The organism is Enterococcus sp. AZ063, assembly GCF_051715045.1.
Classification (GTDB): Bacteria; Bacillota; Bacilli; order Lactobacillales; family Enterococcaceae; genus Enterococcus_D; species Enterococcus_D casseliflavus.
This window is the reverse complement of the sequence record NZ_JBIOTA010000001.1, coordinates 2895286-2914143: the sequence shown is the minus strand read 5'-3', so window position 1 is coordinate 2914143 and position 18858 is coordinate 2895286. Positions and strand designations below refer to the sequence as shown.

At 42.0% G+C, this 18858-nt stretch carries 16 protein-coding genes; 11 read left to right on the top strand and 5 right to left on the bottom strand.

Annotated features, from left to right (window positions below):
* The 4 genes from IGK61_RS13725 (at position 1) to IGK61_RS13710 (ending at position 5798) form a co-directional block, all read left to right on the top strand.
* Positions 1–654 (top strand): GntR family transcriptional regulator, encoded by a 654-nt coding sequence (locus IGK61_RS13725; RefSeq protein WP_074535519.1) that lies wholly within the window; start codon positions 1–3, stop codon positions 652–654.
* Positions 655–789: 135 nt separating this feature from the next.
* Entirely contained in the window at positions 790–2004 is a 1215-nt protein-coding gene (locus IGK61_RS13720; RefSeq protein WP_005228609.1) for a quaternary amine ABC transporter ATP-binding protein, read from the top strand.
* Positions 1997–3721, top strand: coding sequence for an ABC transporter permease/substrate binding protein (locus IGK61_RS13715; RefSeq protein ID WP_005228611.1), 1725 nt, complete (start codon positions 1997–1999; stop codon positions 3719–3721). The genes IGK61_RS13720 and IGK61_RS13715 overlap by 8 nt, the downstream gene beginning before the upstream one ends.
* A gap of 316 nt (positions 3722–4037) precedes the next feature.
* On the top strand, positions 4038–5798 hold the full coding sequence (locus tag IGK61_RS13710; RefSeq protein WP_074535520.1) for a family 43 glycosylhydrolase: 1761 nt from the start codon (positions 4038–4040) through the stop codon (positions 5796–5798).
* A gap of 44 nt (positions 5799–5842) precedes the next feature.
* On the opposite strand, the gene IGK61_RS13705 is transcribed toward IGK61_RS13710, so the two are convergent.
* Entirely contained in the window at positions 5843–6673 is an 831-nt protein-coding gene (locus tag IGK61_RS13705) for a helix-turn-helix transcriptional regulator (protein WP_074535521.1), read from the bottom strand.
* A gap of 169 nt (positions 6674–6842) precedes the next feature.
* Here IGK61_RS13705 and IGK61_RS13700 point away from each other — a divergent pair, with 169 nt between their 5' ends.
* The 6 genes from IGK61_RS13700 to IGK61_RS13675 all read left to right on the top strand — a co-directional run bounded on the left by IGK61_RS13700 (position 6843) and on the right by IGK61_RS13675 (position 14667).
* On the top strand, positions 6843–9260 hold the full coding sequence (locus tag IGK61_RS13700; protein WP_074535522.1) for a glycoside hydrolase family 2 TIM barrel-domain containing protein: 2418 nt from the start codon (positions 6843–6845) through the stop codon (positions 9258–9260).
* Positions 9254–10741: a glycoside hydrolase family 30 protein gene (locus IGK61_RS13695; RefSeq protein WP_074535523.1), complete on the top strand. Its 1488-nt coding sequence runs from the start codon at positions 9254–9256 to the stop codon at positions 10739–10741. The genes IGK61_RS13700 and IGK61_RS13695 overlap by 7 nt, the downstream gene beginning before the upstream one ends.
* 17 nt (positions 10742–10758) lie before the next feature.
* The gene (locus IGK61_RS13690) at positions 10759–12045 is read left to right on the top strand and encodes an ABC transporter substrate-binding protein (protein WP_254777445.1); all 1287 of its coding nucleotides are present in this window, start codon (positions 10759–10761) and stop codon (positions 12043–12045) included.
* A gap of 70 nt (positions 12046–12115) precedes the next feature.
* A complete protein-coding gene (locus IGK61_RS13685) occupies positions 12116–13033 on the top strand; it encodes a carbohydrate ABC transporter permease (protein WP_254777446.1) in 918 nt (305 codons plus the stop codon).
* Positions 13034–13903, top strand: coding sequence for a carbohydrate ABC transporter permease (locus IGK61_RS13680; RefSeq protein WP_074535525.1), 870 nt, complete (start codon positions 13034–13036; stop codon positions 13901–13903).
* Positions 13904–13968: 65 nt separating this feature from the next.
* The gene (locus tag IGK61_RS13675; protein WP_074535526.1) at positions 13969–14667 is read left to right on the top strand and encodes a DUF624 domain-containing protein; all 699 of its coding nucleotides are present in this window, start codon (positions 13969–13971) and stop codon (positions 14665–14667) included.
* A gap of 102 nt (positions 14668–14769) precedes the next feature.
* Here the strand turns inward: IGK61_RS13675 and IGK61_RS13670 are convergent, their stop codons facing one another.
* From IGK61_RS13670 to IGK61_RS13660, 3 genes are read right to left on the bottom strand one after another with little or no spacing between them, the layout of a single operon-like run.
* Complete coding sequence (locus tag IGK61_RS13670; protein WP_074535527.1) at positions 14770–15606, bottom strand: histidinol-phosphatase HisJ family protein; 837 nt, start codon at positions 15604–15606, stop codon at positions 14770–14772.
* Positions 15607–15625: 19 nt separating this feature from the next.
* Entirely contained in the window at positions 15626–16267 is a 642-nt protein-coding gene (locus tag IGK61_RS13665; RefSeq protein ID WP_074535528.1) for a sugar O-acetyltransferase, read from the bottom strand.
* Positions 16268–16280: 13 nt separating this feature from the next.
* The gene (locus IGK61_RS13660; RefSeq protein ID WP_016619764.1) at positions 16281–16673 is read right to left on the bottom strand and encodes a VOC family protein; all 393 of its coding nucleotides are present in this window, start codon (positions 16671–16673) and stop codon (positions 16281–16283) included.
* Between the two features lie 159 nt (positions 16674–16832).
* Here IGK61_RS13660 and IGK61_RS13655 point away from each other — a divergent pair, with 159 nt between their 5' ends.
* Complete coding sequence (locus tag IGK61_RS13655) at positions 16833–17813, top strand: ROK family protein (RefSeq protein ID WP_060792827.1); 981 nt, start codon at positions 16833–16835, stop codon at positions 17811–17813.
* An 89-nt stretch (positions 17814–17902) separates the two neighbouring features.
* Here the strand turns inward: IGK61_RS13655 and rnhC are convergent, their stop codons facing one another.
* Positions 17903–18829: a ribonuclease HIII gene (gene rnhC, locus IGK61_RS13650; protein ID WP_074535529.1), complete on the bottom strand. Its 927-nt coding sequence runs from the start codon at positions 18827–18829 to the stop codon at positions 17903–17905.
* Positions 18830–18858 lie beyond the last annotated feature (29 nt).

Here is an 18858-nt window from a genome sequence, read left to right as displayed (position 1 = left end):
ATGACGAATAAGTTTCAAGATAAAAAGAAGGTCGCTTTGCCTCGTTATCAGCAGATTGCCGTAGCGATCGCGGAACGAATCGTTGAAAATCGCTACCAAGTTGGGCAAAAGATCCATGCACGCTCAACATTAGCCAGCAATTTCAATGTCTCTCCTGAAACAGCCCGCAAAGCGATCAATGTATTAGTTGATTTAGAAATCATGGACGTCCGTCATGGCAGCGGCGCCTATATTGCTTCAAAGGAAAAAGCACAGGCCTTTGTGGAACAATACCAAGATGTGCAGTCGATCCAAGAAATTAGACAAGATATTTTAGACAGTGTGGAGCGGCAGCAGCAAGAGCTGGATAATTTTTCTGACTTGTTGAACACGCTAGTGCAGCAAACCAAAAAGGTACACCACATGAGTCCGTTTGTGCCCTTTGAGCTTCAGCTGACGGAACAGGCGCAGCATTTGGAAAAAAGTATCAACGAATTGAATGTTTGGCAGGCAACAGGGGCGACGGTCATCGCGATCCAAACAACCGAAGAATTGCTGTTGTCACCAGGACCTTATGCGAAATTCAGTGCAGGCAATACGATTTATTTTGTCGGGAATGAATTGGCGTTGCAGCGCATGACCAATTTCTTCTATCCAACGGACCATTCAGCGTAATTCTTTTTCCTGATTCCCATGCTTTTTTTGCAAAAGAAAAAGCATTGGGAAATTTTTTTTGACAAAGTGACCACATCTTGTTAAGATAGTATGGTCACTTTCGTGAAATTTTTCAGAAAAAGGAGTATTAATCATTTGAGTAAAGTTAAAGTGGAGCACTTAACCAAAATCTTCGGTAAGAAAAAGCAGCAAGCTCTTGCCATGGTCAAAGAACAACGCAGCAAAAACGAGATTTTAGAAAAAACGGGTGCCACCGTCGGGGTCTATGATGTGAACTTCGAAGTCAACGAAGGCGAGATTTTCGTCATCATGGGCCTTTCTGGAAGCGGGAAGTCAACATTGATTCGCCTCTTGAATCGATTGATCGAGCCGTCTGGCGGAGATATTTACATAGATGGCGTGGATGTTGCCAAAATGAGTAAAGAAGAACTGCGAGAAGTTCGCCGTCACAAAATCAACATGGTTTTCCAAAGCTTTGGCCTTTTCCCTCATCGGACAATTTTAGAGAACACAGAATACGGACTAGAAGTCCGTGGGGTCTCGAAAGAAGAACGAACAGCGAAAGCGGAAAAAGCGTTAGAAAACTCAGGATTGCTTTCTTTTAAAGACCAATACCCTGACCAGCTGTCTGGAGGGATGCAACAGCGTGTGGGACTTGCCCGTGCGTTAGCCAATGATCCAGAGATCCTCTTGATGGATGAGGCCTTTTCAGCACTCGATCCGCTGATTCGCCGTGAAATGCAAGATGAACTTTTAGAATTGCAAGCCAATGTTCAAAAAACGATTATCTTTATCACCCATGATTTGAACGAGGCCTTGCGGATCGGTGACCGGATCGCTTTAATGAAAGATGGTCAGATCATGCAGATCGGTACAGGAGAAGATATTTTGACGAATCCTGCCAACCAATATGTGCGTGATTTCGTGGAAGATGTCGATCGTTCCAAAGTCTTGACTGCGCAAAACATCATGGTCCCAGCATTGACGACGAACATCGAGATCGATGGACCAAGCGTAGCATTGAACCGGATGCGGAAAGAAGAAGTCAGCATGCTGTTAGCCGTCGACAAACGTCGTCACCTAAAAGGAAGCCTGACAGCCGAGTCTGCTCGTGAGGCACGGAAAAACAATCTGACCTTGAAGGAAGTTATTGATAAAAATGTTAAAAAGATCGATAAAGATATGCTGGTAACGGATATCTTCAATTTGATCTATGATTCGCCTACACCTTTAGCCGTGGTAGAAAACGATCGTTTGATCGGAGTCGTGATCCGCGGAAGTGTGATTGAAGCATTGGCTGAGACTGATTCAGCCGCTCAAGCAGAGGAAGGGGTAGTGACAAATGGATAATTTCTTACAACATACGATTCCGGTGGCTGATTGGGTCGAAAACTTTACTGATTGGCTAACAGGAACTTTCAGTGGATTGTTTTCAGCCTTACAGTCTTTCGGACAATTTATCATGGACGCTATTACAAATGTATTACTGTTTGTACCACCGTTATTAATGATCGTCTTATTGACGGCTGCTGCCTTTTTCGTTTCACGCAAAAAATTCGGCTTGCCAGCTTTTACTTTTGTCGGGTTGCTGTTCATCTATAACCAAGGGTTATGGACAGACTTGATGAACACCGTCACGTTGGTCTTATTGTCGAGTTTGGTTTCGATCATCATTGGGATTCCACTAGGAATCTTAATGGCGAAAAGCGAAAAAGCGCAAAGTATCGTGACGCCGATCTTAGACTTTATGCAAACGATGCCTGGTTTCGTTTATTTGATTCCTGCGGTTGCTTTCTTTGGGATCGGCATGGTTCCTGGGGTCTTTGCCTCAGTGATCTTTGCTCTACCACCAACCGTTCGGATGACGAACTTAGGGATTCGCCAAATTTCTCGTGAATTGGTAGAAGCCTCTGATTCCTTCGGTGGGACTGGCTGGCAAAAACTGATCAAATTAGAATTGCCACTAGCCAAAAGTACTATTTTGGCTGGGGTCAACCAAACGACGATGCTGGCATTATCAATGGTCGTGATCGCATCAATGATCGGGGCTCCTGGATTAGGGCGTGGCGTCTTATCCGCCTTACAACGAGCACAAGTCGGTAACGGATTTGTCAGTGGGGTATCCTTAGTTATTTTGGCGATCATTATGGATCGCTTTACCCAGAATTTGAACCGTTCGGCACATCAAAAAGCAGCGAGCAAGACGAGTCGCAAACAAAAACGTCTTTTTGGCGGGATTGCTGCAGCGGCTGTCGTTGCTTTGATTGGCGCATCGTTTGCCTTTGGAAATGTTTCTGACAGCAAAGGCACGGTGAACTTGGCGTATGTCGAATGGGATACGGAAGTTGCATCTACCCATGTGGTGGCAGAAGTCTTGTCGCAAATGGGCTACGAAGTCAATACGACGCCATTGGATAATGCCATCATGTGGGAATCGGTGGCAAAAGGGGAAGTTGACGGGATGGTTGCTGCTTGGCTGCCATCTACGCATCAATCCCAGTATGAACAGTACCAAGACCAAGTCGAGAACTTGGGTCCTAACTTAGAAGGGGCAAAACTGGGGATCGTTGTACCAAGCTATATGGATGTAGATTCCATCGCAGACCTTTCTGACGAAGCTGGCAAAACCATCACTGGTATCGAACCAGGCGCTGGTGTCGTAAATGCAGCGGAAAATACAGTTGCAACGTATGATAACCTTTCCGATTGGAATGTCGCTACCTCTTCTTCAGGAGCGATGACAGTGGCATTAGGCCAAGCCATCAAGAACCAAGATGAGATCGTTATTACTGGCTGGTCTCCACATTGGATGTTTGCGAAATATGATCTGAAATATCTGGATGATCCAGAAGGAACAATGGGTGAAGCAGAAAGCATCAACACTGTTGTACGCCAAGGATTAGCAGATGACATGCCAGAAGTCTACGAAGTACTTGATCGTTTCAACTGGACACAAGAAGACATGGAAGAAGTCATGTTAGCAATCAATGACGGAACGTCAGCCGAAGATGCAGCCAAAGATTGGGTAGCCAATCACCCAGAAGAAGTTGCTGCTTGGACGAACTAACTTCTTTCAAATAAATGTATAAAATCTTCAATCGATTTTAATGTTGAGAAAGCACGCATCCACCTTCGGATGTGTGCTTTTTTTGATCGTTTATTTGCTGCACAAACTTCAGGTATAAAGAAAATGAACGATGATTTTTGACAAGAAATAGCAAAGAATGGCCAGTCAATGGAGTCGCTCGTGTAAGAAAATAGAAAAGCAAGTGTTTCAAAATCTTATAAAAGTTCGTTCATCAACTTATACAAATTCACGGGAACTTCTATAAAATGAGAGAGAAGGAAGTCGAGTGCATAGAGAAGGAATTCGGAGGGATTGGATGACGGCTTATTTATTTTGTCATTTCACTGGCGAGCAAAAAAATGGTGAACAAGTATACTTTAGTGTGAGCAAGGATGGGTTGACTTTTACAGATTTAAATCAAGGCCATCCCGTTTTGAAAAGTGATCTTGGGGAAAAAGGAGTCAGAGATCCTTTTCTAGTTAAGGGGAAGGACAAGTATTATCTCATTGCGACAGATTTGCGTATTGAAAAGGGACTTGGCTGGGCACATGCTCAAACCAATGGTAGCCGCCAGATGGTTATCTGGTCATCAACGGATCTTGTGTATTGGACAAACCCATGGACCGCAACGATCGCTCCAGAAGATGCCGGGAATTTGTGGGCGCCAGAGGCAATTTATGACGCAGAAAAAGAGACATTTTTTGTCTATTTTGCTGCAAATGTCAATGGAAAACATAAGATTTATTCTGTTTCTACCAAGGATTTTCAGACGTTTACTGAGCCAGTGCTATTTATTGAAAAAACGATGGATGTGATCGATACAACGATTGTTTTTAGTCAGGGGTATTATTATCGTTTTACAAAAAACGAAGAAAATAGTCGCATTTTTTTAGATCGCAGTCAACAGCTGACAGGAGACTATCAGGAAGTAACTTCTGAATATCTTGCTCAATTAGAAGGGGTTGAAGGACCGCAATTGTACCAATTACCTGATGGCAAATGGGCGCTGATCGTAGATCACTTTAAAAAAGGCACAGGATATGGGATCGCAGTAAGTGATGATCTCGCAACAGGCGTTTTCGAACCTGTTTCTGCCTTTGACTTCGGTCAATCTATCAAGCGCCATGGTGGAGTGATCACGATCACAGATGATGAGTATCAACGATTACTGACCTATTATCAACAGAAAAACCCGGTTTTAGATGGTCTTTATGCAGACCCTGATTTGGTGTCATTTAACGGGAAATTTTACTTATATCCAACATCAGATGGTTTTACCGATTGGTCTGGGACAAGCTTTTCGGTATTTGAATCAGAAGATCTTACTCAGTGGACAAATAAAGGAACGATCCTTGATCTAGCATCCTCGCAAGTGAAATGGACGATCGGTGGTGCGTGGGCACCTTGTACAGCAGAAAAAGAAGGAACGTTTTATTTTTACTTTACTGGAAAAATGGCGGATGGACGCTCAGGAATCGGTGTCGCTTATGCGGATCATCCAACAGGTCCCTTTATTGCAGATGAGAAACCGCTTTTGAGTCCTGACCTTATCGATGACTATGGGTTAAACATGAGTCAAGTCATCGATCCATCTGTTTACGTAGAAGCTGGGAAGTACTATCTATTGTTTGGCAATTCTGCGGGAGGAACGGCTGCGATCGTAGCATTGGGAGATGACATGCGAACAGTCAAACTTGATACACTAGCAGAATATCAAGGGCTGGAAGATTTTCGAGAAGCCATTACCGTTTTGAAAAAAGATGATTTGTATCATTTTACTTGGTCGGGAGAAGATACCCGCAGCGAAGACTATCATGTGAATTATGGTACCTCCTCTTCGTTGTATGGACCGATTCACTATCATTATCCTGTCTTACAAAAAAATGTTGAAAAAGGCATTTTAGGAACCGGTCATCACAGTATTTTGGAGCATTCTGATCGATATTATATTGCTTATCATAGCTTTGCTGTTCCACTTAGTAAGTATCCAGAAGAAGCCCGCGGATTTCATCGACAAGTTCGCATTTCCCCATTAGATTTTGACGAAGCAGGCTATATGAAGCAAGTAATCGTATAAGAAAAAGGGTGCAGCGATGCATCCTTTTTTGTCTGCAAATTCAGTTAGTTTCTTTTACGAACGTTAGAAGGAGCAAGATGATAATGCTTTTTAAATAGTTTACTAAAATAAAAAGGATCATGATAACCTACTTTTTCTGCGATTTCTTTGATGGTCAAATTGGTATGAAGCAACAGCTCATAGGCATGTTTGAGCCGAATCTCGATCAAATATTTAATCGGACTACGACCAGTGATTTTCCGAAAGACTTTTGAAAGTTGGGCAGGACTAATATAAAGCATGTCTGCTAGCATTTCCAATGTGATGTCTTCTTGGTGATGATTCTCCAAATAATAAATCGTATGGTTCACTAGCGTTTGCTTTTGTTTATCTTTTTCAGAGATCACTGCCAGGCAATTGTTTGGATCGGAGGGCGTCAAACTTCTTAAAATCAAAGCTAGCATTTCGAGAATGATTCCTTTGCCCATCAAATCGTGATGAAGGTTATGGCTATTGAACTCCTGGGTCAGCTGCCAAGCTTTTTTGAAAAACGCATCTTGATAAATTCCCAAGTCTAGTAGGGGATTTTCATTTGGAAAGGTATTAAAAGGAAGTCCTTCGATCAAAATATTGGAAAGGCCGATATGAAGTTCATGAGATTCCATCCCAGCCGGATGGATTTCGGTATGAGGAAGACCAGGGTTAAAAAGGAGGGCATCTCCAGTAAATAACCTTGTGCGGGTCTCATTAAATTCGTAATCAACGGTTCCTTCTAATACGATGCTGATCTCAATGAAATCATGATGGTGGTAGCCCCGAAGATTTTTCTTTTTATTCCAAAAGTCAACGACATAAATAATTTCAGGATTAAATATATTCGAATGGATGTGGTACATAGTTCCCTCCTATTACCTACGAAAAGGTAGGCGCTTTTTTTCTTCATATCATATAATACATGAAAATGAATCGGATAGACTATGTTTTTCATTAAATGTTTTAGTAAAATTAAGTGAAAGAAAGCGATTTCTTTACTTAGGTATTGGTAAAAGGGAGGTTAGGGATTAAATGGAAAAACGTTTTTTGAATGAATGGCGATTCTCAAAACAAGAAGAAAAAGAAGCATGGAAAAAAGATTTTGATGATTCTACTTGGGAAAAGGTAACGATTCCTCATGATTGGGGTGTCTCTTATCCCTTTGAAAAACACTTTTCAAGCGGAACAGGGTATCTACCCGGAGGGATAGGTTGGTATCGAACCAAACAGTCGCTGCAAGAGTTGGGTGACCTTACGAATAAAGTCGTAAAAATTCATTTTGAAGGTGTTTATAAAAACGCTCGGGTTTGGATCAATGGCTATCATATGGGGATGAGACCTTCAGGATATGCTTCATTTTATTATGATTTGACAGAGATTTTAACTTACAATTCGGATGATAGCTTGCTTATTAGTGTCCGTGTCGAGCACACGGATTTGGCAGATTCAAGATGGTATAACGGAAATGGAATCACGCGTCCTGTTTCTCTGGAAATCCATGAGCCTATTTATATCGACGAATACGGAACGAGTTTTTCAACCCCGTGTGTTACAGACGAGCAAGCAGAGCTAGTGATTGAACATCGGCTAGTAAATACCTTAAAACAAGACCGTGTTGTTAGGATCGAACAAATGCTGGAAAGCTTACAAACGGAAAAAGTGAGGAACATAAGTCAGGAAATCCAACTTAACGCAGGGGAACGCCGCACAGTCACATTGAAGGCAAAAGTTGAAAAGCCAGAGCTATGGTCACCTGAAGTGCCGAATCTTTATCAGCTACGAACAAAGCTGAGTTATCAAGAAGAATCCTTGAAGGAAAATGAGAGCGTATACAACGAGTATGTCGGGATCAGATCCTTTCAATTCGATGCCAATGAGGGTTTTTCTTTAAATGGGCAGCAGCTGAAAATCAAAGGTGTTTGCTTGCACGAAGATGCGGGCTCTTTCGGTACAGCTGTCCCGATCGAGGTATGGGTACGGCGTTTAATAAAGTTAAAAGAGATGGGGGCAAATGCTATACGAATGGCACACAATCCTCATTCGTTTGCTTTGTATCGTTTATGCGACACCATGGGATTTTTAGTCTTTGATGAAGCATTTGATGAATGGGAAAATCCTAAAAATAAATGGTGGCAAGGTCATAATGTGTATCCACCCAAGTTAGAAGGAGCAGCAGAACATTTTCCAACTTGGTATGAAAAAGATTTGGAAAATATGATTTTACGCAATCGAAACCATCCATCGATCATTGCTTGGAGCATTGGCAATGAGATTGATTATCCCAATGATCCATATGCTAGTCCATTGTTTGCTGAAATGACAGGGAATAATGACAATAGCAAACCAGAAGCTGAGCGCATCTATAATCCACATCGCCCTGATATGAGAAGGTTACGCACGATAGCCGAAAAGCTGGTCCGTTTGAGCAAAACACTTGATCCGACTCGACCAGTTACCTTGGCAGCAGCTTTTCCAGAATTATCTACGAAAATTGGCTTGATCGATCGCTTGGATGTCGTTGGCTATAACTACAAAGAACATCTATACGAAGAGGATCATCGCAAATTCCCAGATAAACCTTTTATTGGGAGTGAGAACAGTCACGGGTTTAAAGAATGGCAAACGGCAAACACTCTTCCGTATATCGCTGGACAATTTTTATGGACGGGCATTGATTATTTAGGGGAAGCCCATGGCTGGCCTATTCACGGATCTGGGGCAGGCTTATTGACATTGGCTGGTATTGAAAAGCCTAGTTATTACAAGAGAAAGAGCTGGTGGAGTCAAGAACCGACTGTTTATTTGACAACGATTCCTTACGAGAAAAACAAACGAAGAGCAGAATGGGAACCCACCTATCGAAAATGGTCTTACCCAGCTGAGCAAGAAATTGAAGTAAGGTGTTATACAAATGCAAAAGAGATTCGATTGAAGGTTGGCAACTTGGAAGTACCCAATGTTCGTTATGATGATACCTTTGGTTATTATGTTGCACGGATCAACTATCAGCCAAAAATCTTGTCGGTGGAAGCGGTATTTGAAGAAACGATTCTGCATGATGAAATAAGACCCGAAGCAGCGCCAACTGCTTTGGTAGCTATGAACTATGAAATTCCTCAAAGATGGCGGGAGAAATTGGCTGCTACCGATTTAACACTAAATAAGAACCTTCATCAAATCGAATGCCAAGTCTTGGATTATGCTAAAAATCCGTTAGCAGCAGAAGTAATGGTCTATTTAGAAGTCGAAAATGGGACATTACTAGGTTTGGAGAATGGTGATCTAGCAGATACTACCGCTTATACAGAGCCATTCCGTAGAACGATGCAAGGAAAGTTGCTTTGCTTTGTAGCAGGAGAGCGCAAGAAAGAGACAGTTGTGACGCTGCGCTCACCTGGACTACCAGATACACGATTGATTCTAAAGAATAGAGAGGGAAGTACATGGTAAAAAAGCGGACACTCCTTATTCCTTTGGTCTTATTGAGTATACTGACAGCGTGTGGAACGGTCGAGGAAAATACACAGAAAGAAAAAGAGCCAGAGACAGATGAAGTCATTGAAACGGCGACGATCACCTTAAATACGGCAGAAACCTACCAGACAATTGAAAGCTTTGGCGCAAGTGGTGCTTGGTGGAGTCAAGATGTCGGTGGCTGGATCGAAGAAGAAACAGCAGAACTTTCGAAGCGAGAATATATCGCAGAATTATTATTTGATCCGCTTGAAGGGATTGGCTTGACGTCTTATCGCTACAACTTAGGCGCCGGAAGTACGTTACAAAATAGTCCTCGCATTGAAGATCCCTGGCGACGAGCAGAAAGCTTTGAAGAAGGACCCGAAGTCTATGATTGGTCGAAGGATGAAAATGCACGATGGATGCTGAAAACAGCGGTTGATTATGGAATTGATGATATCTATTTATTCGTCAATAGCCCATTGACGAGGCTAACGAAAAATGGCTCTGCGTATGGAGATCAGCTGGAAGAAAAACGCAGTAATCTAGCCCCAGAGAATTATCAGGCATTTGCCAACTACGTCTATGATGTAACGGAACACTTCTTAAAAGAAGACATTCCCGTCACGCATGTATCGCCAATCAATGAACCACAATGGGATTGGACTGGTGGTCAGGAGGGCACCTACTATGATCCAGCTGAAGTAGTCGCACTCTTAGAGGTATTTATTGAAGAAAAACAAAAAAGACCAGAGTTGAAACAAATAGCGCTATCGATGCCCGAATTAGGAGAATGGGCAAACACCAGCAAGGAATATTTCGAAGCGATCATCGAAAATGATACATTGATGAATTACTTTGACACGTGGGAAGTCCATTCATATTGGACAACTTACGTCGAGAAAATGAATTTTAAAGAGTGGTTAGACGAAAAGGAAATCGATGTTACCTTAAAAATGTCTGAGTGGACAGAAATGATCAATGGTCGCGACTACACTATGGACTCTGCCCTAAACTTAGCCAACGAGATGCACGATGATTTAACGATCCTTGATGTGGTTGCTTGGCAATATTGGATCGCAGTCAGTAGTTACGATTATCGAGATGGTCTGATTTATGTAAATTTGGGTTCAAAAGAAATTATTCCGACAAAAAGACTTTGGGGGATGGGAAATTTCAGCAAGTTTATTCGACCAGGGTACACGAGAGTTTCCGCAATCAGCGACGACAAAGAGGTGAATGTCGTAAGCTTTTTGGGAAAAAATGAAGCAAACGAAGAAGAAATTATTACAGTGCTTATCAATAACAGTTTTCAGGAAAAAGAGATTGATCTTCAAGGCGTCGGATTTGGCGAAATCATCAGCTATACGACAGATAGTGAGTCTGATTTAGAAGAGCAGAGCATCGCTTCTCAGGAACTGACAATCCCTCGGCAATCGATCGTTACCTTGAAGAGCGTTACAACGAATGAATAAGAAAAGGGGAAATGGCTATGAACTTTGGGAAAATTGCTAAAACATCTTTATTGGCGTCTTCAGTAGTCTTATTTGCTGCTTGTGGGCAAGAAAACAACAATAATGATTCGGATGGAGAAATCACGACGATCCAGTTTTATACGTGGGGAGGTGAAGGTGACCTTCCCATCTATGAGCCACGTATCAAAGCCTTTGAGGAAGCGAATCCTGACATAAAAGTAGACTTCGTTCAAGTGCCAAGTGATTATGACACCAAACTGCAAACAATGTATGCCGGAAATGAAGCACCTGACGTTGTCCAAGTGGCAGAAAATGGGCAAAACTTTGCTTCTAAGGGATTATTTATTGATCTTTCAGAATATATTGCGGAATCATCGATTGATGTAGAAAGCAATTGGGGGGAGGCAATGACCCAATATACCTATGATGGCCAACCATTTGGTTTGCCGGATAGAGGGGGCCCAGAAATTCTTTACTACAATAAAGACTTATTTGATGAAGCAGGGATCGAATACCCGACAAATGATTGGACGATTGAAGAATACACGGCTGCTGCCGAAAAATTAACAAAAATAGAAAACGGCGAAACGGTTCAGTATGGTGCTAGTGGAATGGATTGGGTGCCAAACTGGGGAGTATTTATCAAGTCCAATGGCGGTTCCCTTGTGGAAAATAACGAGGTTGTGATCAATTCTCCCGAAAACTTAGAAGTTCTTACTTGGTTTAATAATCTATACCAAGACGGTTATGTTGGCACATATGAATTTTATGAATCTGTTGCGCAGTCTGGTGCGGATTCAATGTTCTCACAAGGTAGAATTGGTATGTTGACGACAGGATTTTGGAATATTGGTAACTTCACACAACTGGATGATTTAAATTTTGATATTGCACCGATGCCGTTTTTTAATGAAAAAGTTACGTGGCCTTTCGGAAGTGCCTTAGCGATTTCTAAGCAATCGACCAAACAAGATGCCGCCTTTCGATTCATTGAATATATGACGAGCGAAGAAGTACAAAAAATTCTTGGTGAAAGTTTAGTGGATTCTCCTGCCAATATCAAAGTATTGAACTCTGAAGAATTTACCAATAGACAAGTAAATGGGAAAGATCTTCGCTTGGACGTCGTAGGAATCTCGACAGAACGTGTTGTGATCGATGGTATTTTCGAAGGTCCTTATTACGGAGAATTGACCGGAGAGTTTAGCAATCAAGTAAAAGAAATGCTCCTTGGCCGTTTAACGCCAGAAGATGCGCTTGAGAAAATGCAAGAATCTGGCGAAAAAATCATGGAACAATATTAATTCAAAGCAAGGATAGCTTAGGGAAGAGATATATTTCTTCCCTAAGATCCTTAATAAGGAGGGTTTCCTATTGGATAGTTCAGCGACAGAACTTCAACTAAATCAAAAAAAGCGTAAGCGAACCCAGTCCCGCTGGTTTTTTGCCTTTGTTTCACCGTGGATCATTGGATTTGTCTGTTTTACCATTGGACCAATGATTTTTTCGATCATCATGAGTTTCACTGACTGGGATATGTTTTCCGAATTTAATTTTATCGGGTTTGATAACTACCTGCGTCTTTTTAAGGATGATATTTTTTTAAAAGCTTTAGCAAACACGTTTAAATATACCTTGATCAGTGTGCCAATCAATTTATTACTTTCATTAGGTATGGCTTATTTATTGAGCTTTCATTTGAAAGGGATGCGTGTTTTTCGTACCATCTATTACTTACCCTCCATTGTTCCAATCGTTGCAAGCACGATGCTGTTTACCCGTTTGCTATCTTCTAAAGGGTTAGTTAACCAAGCGTTAGCATTGTTTGGGATAGATGGACCTGTTTGGCTGTTGAGTAAAGACCATGTGCTTTGGAGCTTCGTATTCCTTTCTCTATGGGGTGTTGGTGGAACAATGATCTTGATGCTGTCTGCCATCAATAGCGTTGGGGAAGAAATGTATGAGTCGGCACTTCTTGATGGTGCATCCAGATTCAGAATGTTTATTAGTATAACCATTCCCCAAATTTCGCCGATTTTATTTTTCAACCTGATTACCGGAGTCATCGGATCTCTTCAAACCTTTACTCAAGTATATATGATGACCGGTGGTGGACCTGATTATGCCAGCGAAATGATCGTTCCGTACCTTTATCGAAACGCCTTTTCATTCTATCGGATGGGCTATGCCTCGGCAATGGCATGGGTGTTGTTTATGATCGTGATGGTCTTATCCTTGATCGTGCTGAAGAGCTCAAGCTTATGGGTATTTTATGAAGAGGAGGTGAAGTAAGTGTTAGATAAAAATCTATCCAAAGTATCTAAATTATTGATCTATCTGACCTTGGTTTTGTTTGCGGGAATTTTGATCATTCCATTCGTTTATATGATTTCGATTGCACTAGCTTCGCCAGAGTCAAATATCAAAGAACAGTTTACTTTACTCCCGACAGAATTCTATTGGTCCAATTTCACCAATTTGTTTAGAGATTCCTTTTCAGGAGAGCGACCAATCTTGCTGTGGTTTTTCAACACGATGCTGATCGTCGTTCTCAGCATTGTTGGACAAATTAGTTCTTCGACACTGGTTGCGTTTGGCTTCGCCCGAATGAAGTATAAACATAAAAACAAATTGTTTCTATTGGTATTAGGAACGATGATGTTGCCAGGGCAGATCACCTTGATTCCAGTTTTTTTGATTTTTAGAAATCTAGGTCTGTATAACACCCTTTGGCCACTGATCATCCCGCAATTCTTTGGTTCTGCCTACAATATCTTTTTTACTCGCCAATTTATTACGGCGATTCCGGGAAACTTATTTGAAGCAGCAGAAATGGATGGTTTAGGACCATTTAGATCCTTTACCAAAATAGTCTTACCGTTGATCAAACCAGCGATGGCTGCGATTGCTATTTTTACCTTTAACTTTGCTTGGAGCGACATCATGGGTCCTTTGATCTATGTATCAGATACGAGCAAAATGACCTTAGCTTTAGGCGCACAATCTATGTCCGCCACCTCCAATCCAGCGGGTACCGTCAATATGTCAATGTTGATGGTAATGTCATTGCTGCTGACACTTCCACAGATCATTATCTATTTCTTAGGACAAAAATATTTATTCCAAATCAATTTGGGGATTGGCAATAGCGGGACAAAATAAGGTGAAGAGCTTATGGAAAAAACTGACGATCTCATATAGAAAAATAGGATTATAAGGAGCGACAGATGAAAAAAAATGTTCGACAATCGGAGATTAATCAAAAAGATAGCTACAAACTGTTTCATCATCTATCTTATTTAAACTATATTATCTATACTTTTCTAGGGACGCTGCTGTTTTGGTTGTTCAATGTACCCCTTCTTTTTTTATTGCTAACAATGGAAATCAAACTTAGCACCTTACCATTGTTTCTCCTGTCCTTCTTGCCAGTAGCACCAGCTTTTACAGCGTTACTCATCTATTTGAAAGAAGCAAAGGAGAAAGATGGTACCCCAAAAGTGTTTTTATTGGCCTATCGCAGGAAATTTAAGCATAGTCTTCTAGGGTGGCTTCCTGTTTTAGTCGTTATTGGGTTATGTAGTGCAAATTTATTGTTACTGAGGGTCACGATCCAAATCACTGAATTGAAATGGTTAAATCTGTTTCTGCTGATCGTCGCCTTGACGTTTGCGATCAACTATTTTTTAGTGGTCGCAACGGCACCGTCTCTTTCAATCAAGGAAGCTCTTTTGCTTAATCTCCAATTATTTATTTTGAAATCCAGCCGATATATGCTAAGTTTTATGATCATCATTAGTAGTTGGCTGCTGTTAGCCTTGGTTCCAATTTATCTGGCATTATTTGGCGTAGGGCTGATTGGGATCTTATTATTACTGAACTTTGCGCCAGTCATGGAGTTTGCGCGAAAGCATTCGGTTCGTTGAGCAACAAAAAATCACCTGATCATGGAGCAACCTCGAACAGTTAGACCAAAATTCTAACAAGTCGAGGTCGCTTCAGTGTGTGTTTTATCAGGTGTTTTTAGGTTAAGCAAAACGATGGAAAATCGGCTGCATCTGTTCAAACGTACAGAGCTTAGTAAATCCTAATGACCGTAAAAGATCTTGTCCCTCTTTGATTTGAAACCCGAGCTGCTCTGGTTTATGACTGTCGCTGCCGATGGTTATCACGCTTCCCCCCAAGTCACGATAAAGCTTGAGGATCTCGATCGATGGCGTATACCCGTTGATTCCGTAACGGTGGGAAGAGGTATTCAGTTCAATGCCTTTGCCATTTTTGATCACGACTTTCAAGATCTCTGCGATTTGTTCTTTCGTTTGTTCAAAAGCGTCCTTCTCTTTATCTAAATAACGACGAATCAAATCCATATGGGCTAAGACGGAATACTCTTTATATGTCGTGACTAGCTGATACATTTCATCATAATAGCGCTCGTAGCATTCCTGTTGGCTGCGTCCTTTTTGAAATTCTCCAGTCCAAAATTCTTGATCGTCTACCTGATGAACGGAAAGTAAAATGAAGTCAAAGGGATGCGAATGATTAAGACGGGTAAATTGTGGGATCGTGTGCATTTGTATCCCAAATTCCAGCCCAGTTTTTAGCTTGATTTGGTCACTGTATGTTTCCTTTAAGCGTGCCAGTTCGTTAAAATACAAGTCGTAGTAGACATTTTTTACAACTTTATTGGCCCCGACGAGGTACGTATCCGTCGCTTGCCAGTCTTCTTTGACTCCATAATCCACATGATCGGTAAAGCAGATTTCTGCTAAGCCTAGTTTAATGGCGTCTTTGACTACATCTTCCATCAAATACCAAGAATCATCGCTGTAATCACTATGGACGTGATAGTCTGTAAAAATCATGGCGTCTCCTTTTGTTTCGTTATTTTTGCTGCTTCTGCCAGTCTGCTCGTTTTTGATGATAGAGCTGGGCGGCAGTTTCCCAATGTTCTTTGTCAGCCGGCTGAATCTCACGGATCACACGGGCTGGATTGCCGCCGACGATCGTATTCGGCGACACATCTTTTGTGACGACGGAACCAGCAGCGACGATGGCATGTTTGCCGATCGTTACACCTGGTAAAATCGTACTATTGCCCCCGATCCAAACGTAATCTTCGACGGTGATCGGGAGACCAAATTCCAAATCTTGACTGCGGACCACAGAATCGATCGGATGACCGGCGGTATAGAAGCTGACCCGTGGTCCCACCATCACATGATCACCAATCAGAATCTTATTGACATCTAAAAAAATGCAATCCATATTGGCATAAAAGTGATCACCAATCTCAACATGGCGACCATAATCAACAAAAAGGGGTGGTTGGACAAAGCAATGCTGCCCAAATTTGCCAAAGAGTGCTTTTTCTTTGGCGATGATTCCTTCTCGGTCATCGACTGGTAAATGGTTGATTTCCTGGGCACGTTTTTTTCCCTCTGCTGAGCCATTCTCAGGGAGAATGCCAGCAGCTTGATACAATTGACCAGCCAACATCGCTTGATAATCAAAGTCTTCTTTCATTGCAAAATCCTTTCTAAGACGGTAAATCGTCGGTGGTTAATTCAATCAAATTGCCTTCGGGGTCTTGGACAACTGCTTCATAATAGCCATCGCCTGTTGTACGAGGACCATTTAAAAGAGGGTAGCCATCTTCAACAAACCGTTGAGCATATCGATCGACGTCAGCTTGATCACCAACTGCAATCGCAAGGTGAGTGTAGCCTAAGCTCTCGCTGACACGAGGGCTTAAAAATTTCTTGGTCGTTAATTCTAACCGACTTCCAGAATCAAAAGTCAAAAAATAGGATTGAAAGCCTGTTTTCGGATTATGGTATTTTGGGTTGCTGACCGCCTGAAAGTAGGTTTCATAAAATGTCCTCATTTTTTCCAAATCATTGACATATAGTGCGATGTGTTCAATTTTCATTATCGACAACTCCTTTAATAAGCAACATAAATCGTTTTTTTTTGAACTTAGTAAACTTTGTTTAATAAGTTGCTTCTATTATACCTTTGTTAACAAAATTAATAAAGGTATATTCCCAGCTTTTTATCTGTTAAAATAGGAGCGTTGAGGGGGAGAAAAATGAAAGCTTATCAGCCAACGACCATTAAATTACATAATCAGGCAGTATTGCTGGATTTGCTAAAACAGCAGCAAGCGCCTATGACCAAGCGCCAACTGGCAGATGCCTCTCAATTAAGCGTGGTAACGATCAACAAGCTGCTTCCTGAATTGATTGAAAAGCAGTTGCTTTTGACGACGGATCAACCGCAACGAACGGGAGGACGTCAAGCTGCGGCTTACCAGTACAATGCGCAACGGACACTGTTGTTGATCATTCAGTTTATCGAAGAAGACCAGCAGATCGTGATTCGTTTTTCAGTCGTCGATCTCATCGGGAACATTTTGCATCATGAGCAGTCAGCAGAGGGCCGATTGCCGCAGTTCTTGCAAGTGATTCGTCAGATAAAACAGGAATACCCGAAAATCAGCTTGGCAGTCGTGGGAATTCCTGGTGTGGAAATTGCTGGAAGACTGAAGATCATGGATGCTCCAGCATTTAAGGACATGGCGCTAGGGGAATTGATTGAAAAGGAGATCGCGGTAAAAACGCTTATTGAGAATGACGTGAATGCAGCGGTATTCCATTTCAAAGAAGAGAAAAAAATCGTGGCTGGCATTTATTTTCCGAAAAATTATCCGCCAGGTGCGGGACTGGTCATCGACCAACAGCTCTTTAAAGGAGCCAACCATTTAAGTGGCGAAATCAAGCATTTGCCGCATCTCTACACGGCTTCTTACCCTTTGGCAACAGAGGCGATCCCAGAACAAGTGACTGCCACTCTTCAAGCGATCGTGGCAGTGACGGACCCGCATCAAGTCATTTTGTTTTTGCCCTCTGAATGGCAGGCGCTCGTGTCGCGCTCCTTTTTGGAAAAGCAGCTGGCAGCAGTGTTTCAATATGGCGTCTTGCCAAAATTACACTTTTCCGATCGGTTTTCAGAAAATTATTTGGCTGGGTTGATCACGATGGGAATCGAAGCAGCGGGCTTAGGGCTTTGATTCCCAGCATTCAACTGGTACTGAGGACAAAAACTGCCGCTGCTTCCTTTATTCAGAAGTAGCGGCAGTTTTTTTGAAAATACGATAACTCACAGCTTGGCGAGTTTCTGTGCTTTTTCGGTATTCGCAAAATGCAGTTTGGCATATTGGCCTAATAGTGCTATGCCACCTTGCTGCAGTAATTTTGCTGCAACTTGGTCAGCAGCTGCGTGGGCGCCAGAAGGCAAACGCATACCGACTTCTTTGGAGGCTGCATCTAATTCATCCAAAAAGACTGTACGGCATAAAATAGAGGCTGCCGCTACTGCTAGATGATATTGTTCCCCTTTCGTCGCAAAATAGAGCTTTTCAGTGACCGCTGCTTGTTCCGACTTTAAATAGGTGCGATAATTTTTTTCGCTCGTGAACTGATCGATCAAAATGGCATCTGGTGTCTCAGGAGCAATTTTTTGCAAAAGCAAACGAATGGCTTGATTATGCAAAGCAACTTTCATTCGGACCGTGTTGTATTTTGGTTGGATCTCGTTGTATTTTCTGGGCGTGACAGTGAGCAATTGGTAAGGAACCAATTCTTTGATTTTCGGCGCCATCTTACGGATCTCTGGATCTGTCAGCATTTTTGAGTCCTTGACTCCTAAAGCTTTCAGCTGTGGTAATTGCTCTTTTTTTGCATAGACGGCACAGACCACCAAAGGACCGAAATAACTGCCATTACCGACCTCGTCACTGCCGACGACGCTTTTTTCGCTAAATCCTGCTGGCAACGCAGTGGATGAAACAGTCGCTTTTTTCTTATCTGGTACAGCACTTGCCGTATCGCCCCATAAGGAAGCTTCTTTTTCAGCAGTCGCTCCTTGGAACATGACTTTTCCTGACGTATAAGCAGTGATCGTCGTTGGCCCTTTTTTGGCGACAAACACGGTATAAGGAACTTTCTTAGCTAGCAAATCTCGTTGGTAAAATTGCTGCATCTTTTGGATAGTTGAAGTTGGTACTTTGATAACGATCGTACTCATTTGATTCCTCCTGATTTTTTGTCTTTTTT

Bases quoted from the DNA above. Each gene is read 5' to 3' on its own strand.
- IGK61_RS13715 (WP_005228611.1), top strand. From the start codon at position 1,997: ATGGATAATTTCTTACAACATACGATTCCGGTGGCTGATTGGGTCGAA.
- IGK61_RS13700 (WP_074535522.1), top strand. From the start codon at position 6,843: ATGGAAAAACGTTTTTTGAATGAATGGCGATTCTCAAAACAAGAAGAA.
- IGK61_RS13695 (WP_074535523.1), top strand. From the start codon at position 9,254: ATGGTAAAAAAGCGGACACTCCTTATTCCTTTGGTCTTATTGAGTATA.
- IGK61_RS13690 (WP_254777445.1), top strand. From the start codon at position 10,759: ATGAACTTTGGGAAAATTGCTAAAACATCTTTATTGGCGTCTTCAGTA.
- IGK61_RS13725 (WP_074535519.1), top strand. From the start codon at position 1: ATGACGAATAAGTTTCAAGATAAAAAGAAGGTCGCTTTGCCTCGTTAT.
- IGK61_RS13665 (WP_074535528.1), bottom strand. From the start codon at position 16,267: ATGAAAGAAGACTTTGATTATCAAGCGATGTTGGCTGGTCAATTGTAT.
- rnhC (WP_074535529.1), bottom strand. From the start codon at position 18,829: ATGAGTACGATCGTTATCAAAGTACCAACTTCAACTATCCAAAAGATG.
- IGK61_RS13675 (WP_074535526.1), top strand. From the start codon at position 13,969: ATGAAAAAAAATGTTCGACAATCGGAGATTAATCAAAAAGATAGCTAC.
- IGK61_RS13705 (WP_074535521.1), bottom strand. From the start codon at position 6,673: ATGTACCACATCCATTCGAATATATTTAATCCTGAAATTATTTATGTC.
- IGK61_RS13655 (WP_060792827.1), top strand. From the start codon at position 16,833: ATGAAAGCTTATCAGCCAACGACCATTAAATTACATAATCAGGCAGTA.
- IGK61_RS13710 (WP_074535520.1), top strand. From the start codon at position 4,038: ATGACGGCTTATTTATTTTGTCATTTCACTGGCGAGCAAAAAAATGGT.
- IGK61_RS13670 (WP_074535527.1), bottom strand. From the start codon at position 15,606: ATGATTTTTACAGACTATCACGTCCATAGTGATTACAGCGATGATTCT.
- IGK61_RS13660 (WP_016619764.1), bottom strand. From the start codon at position 16,673: ATGAAAATTGAACACATCGCACTATATGTCAATGATTTGGAAAAAATG.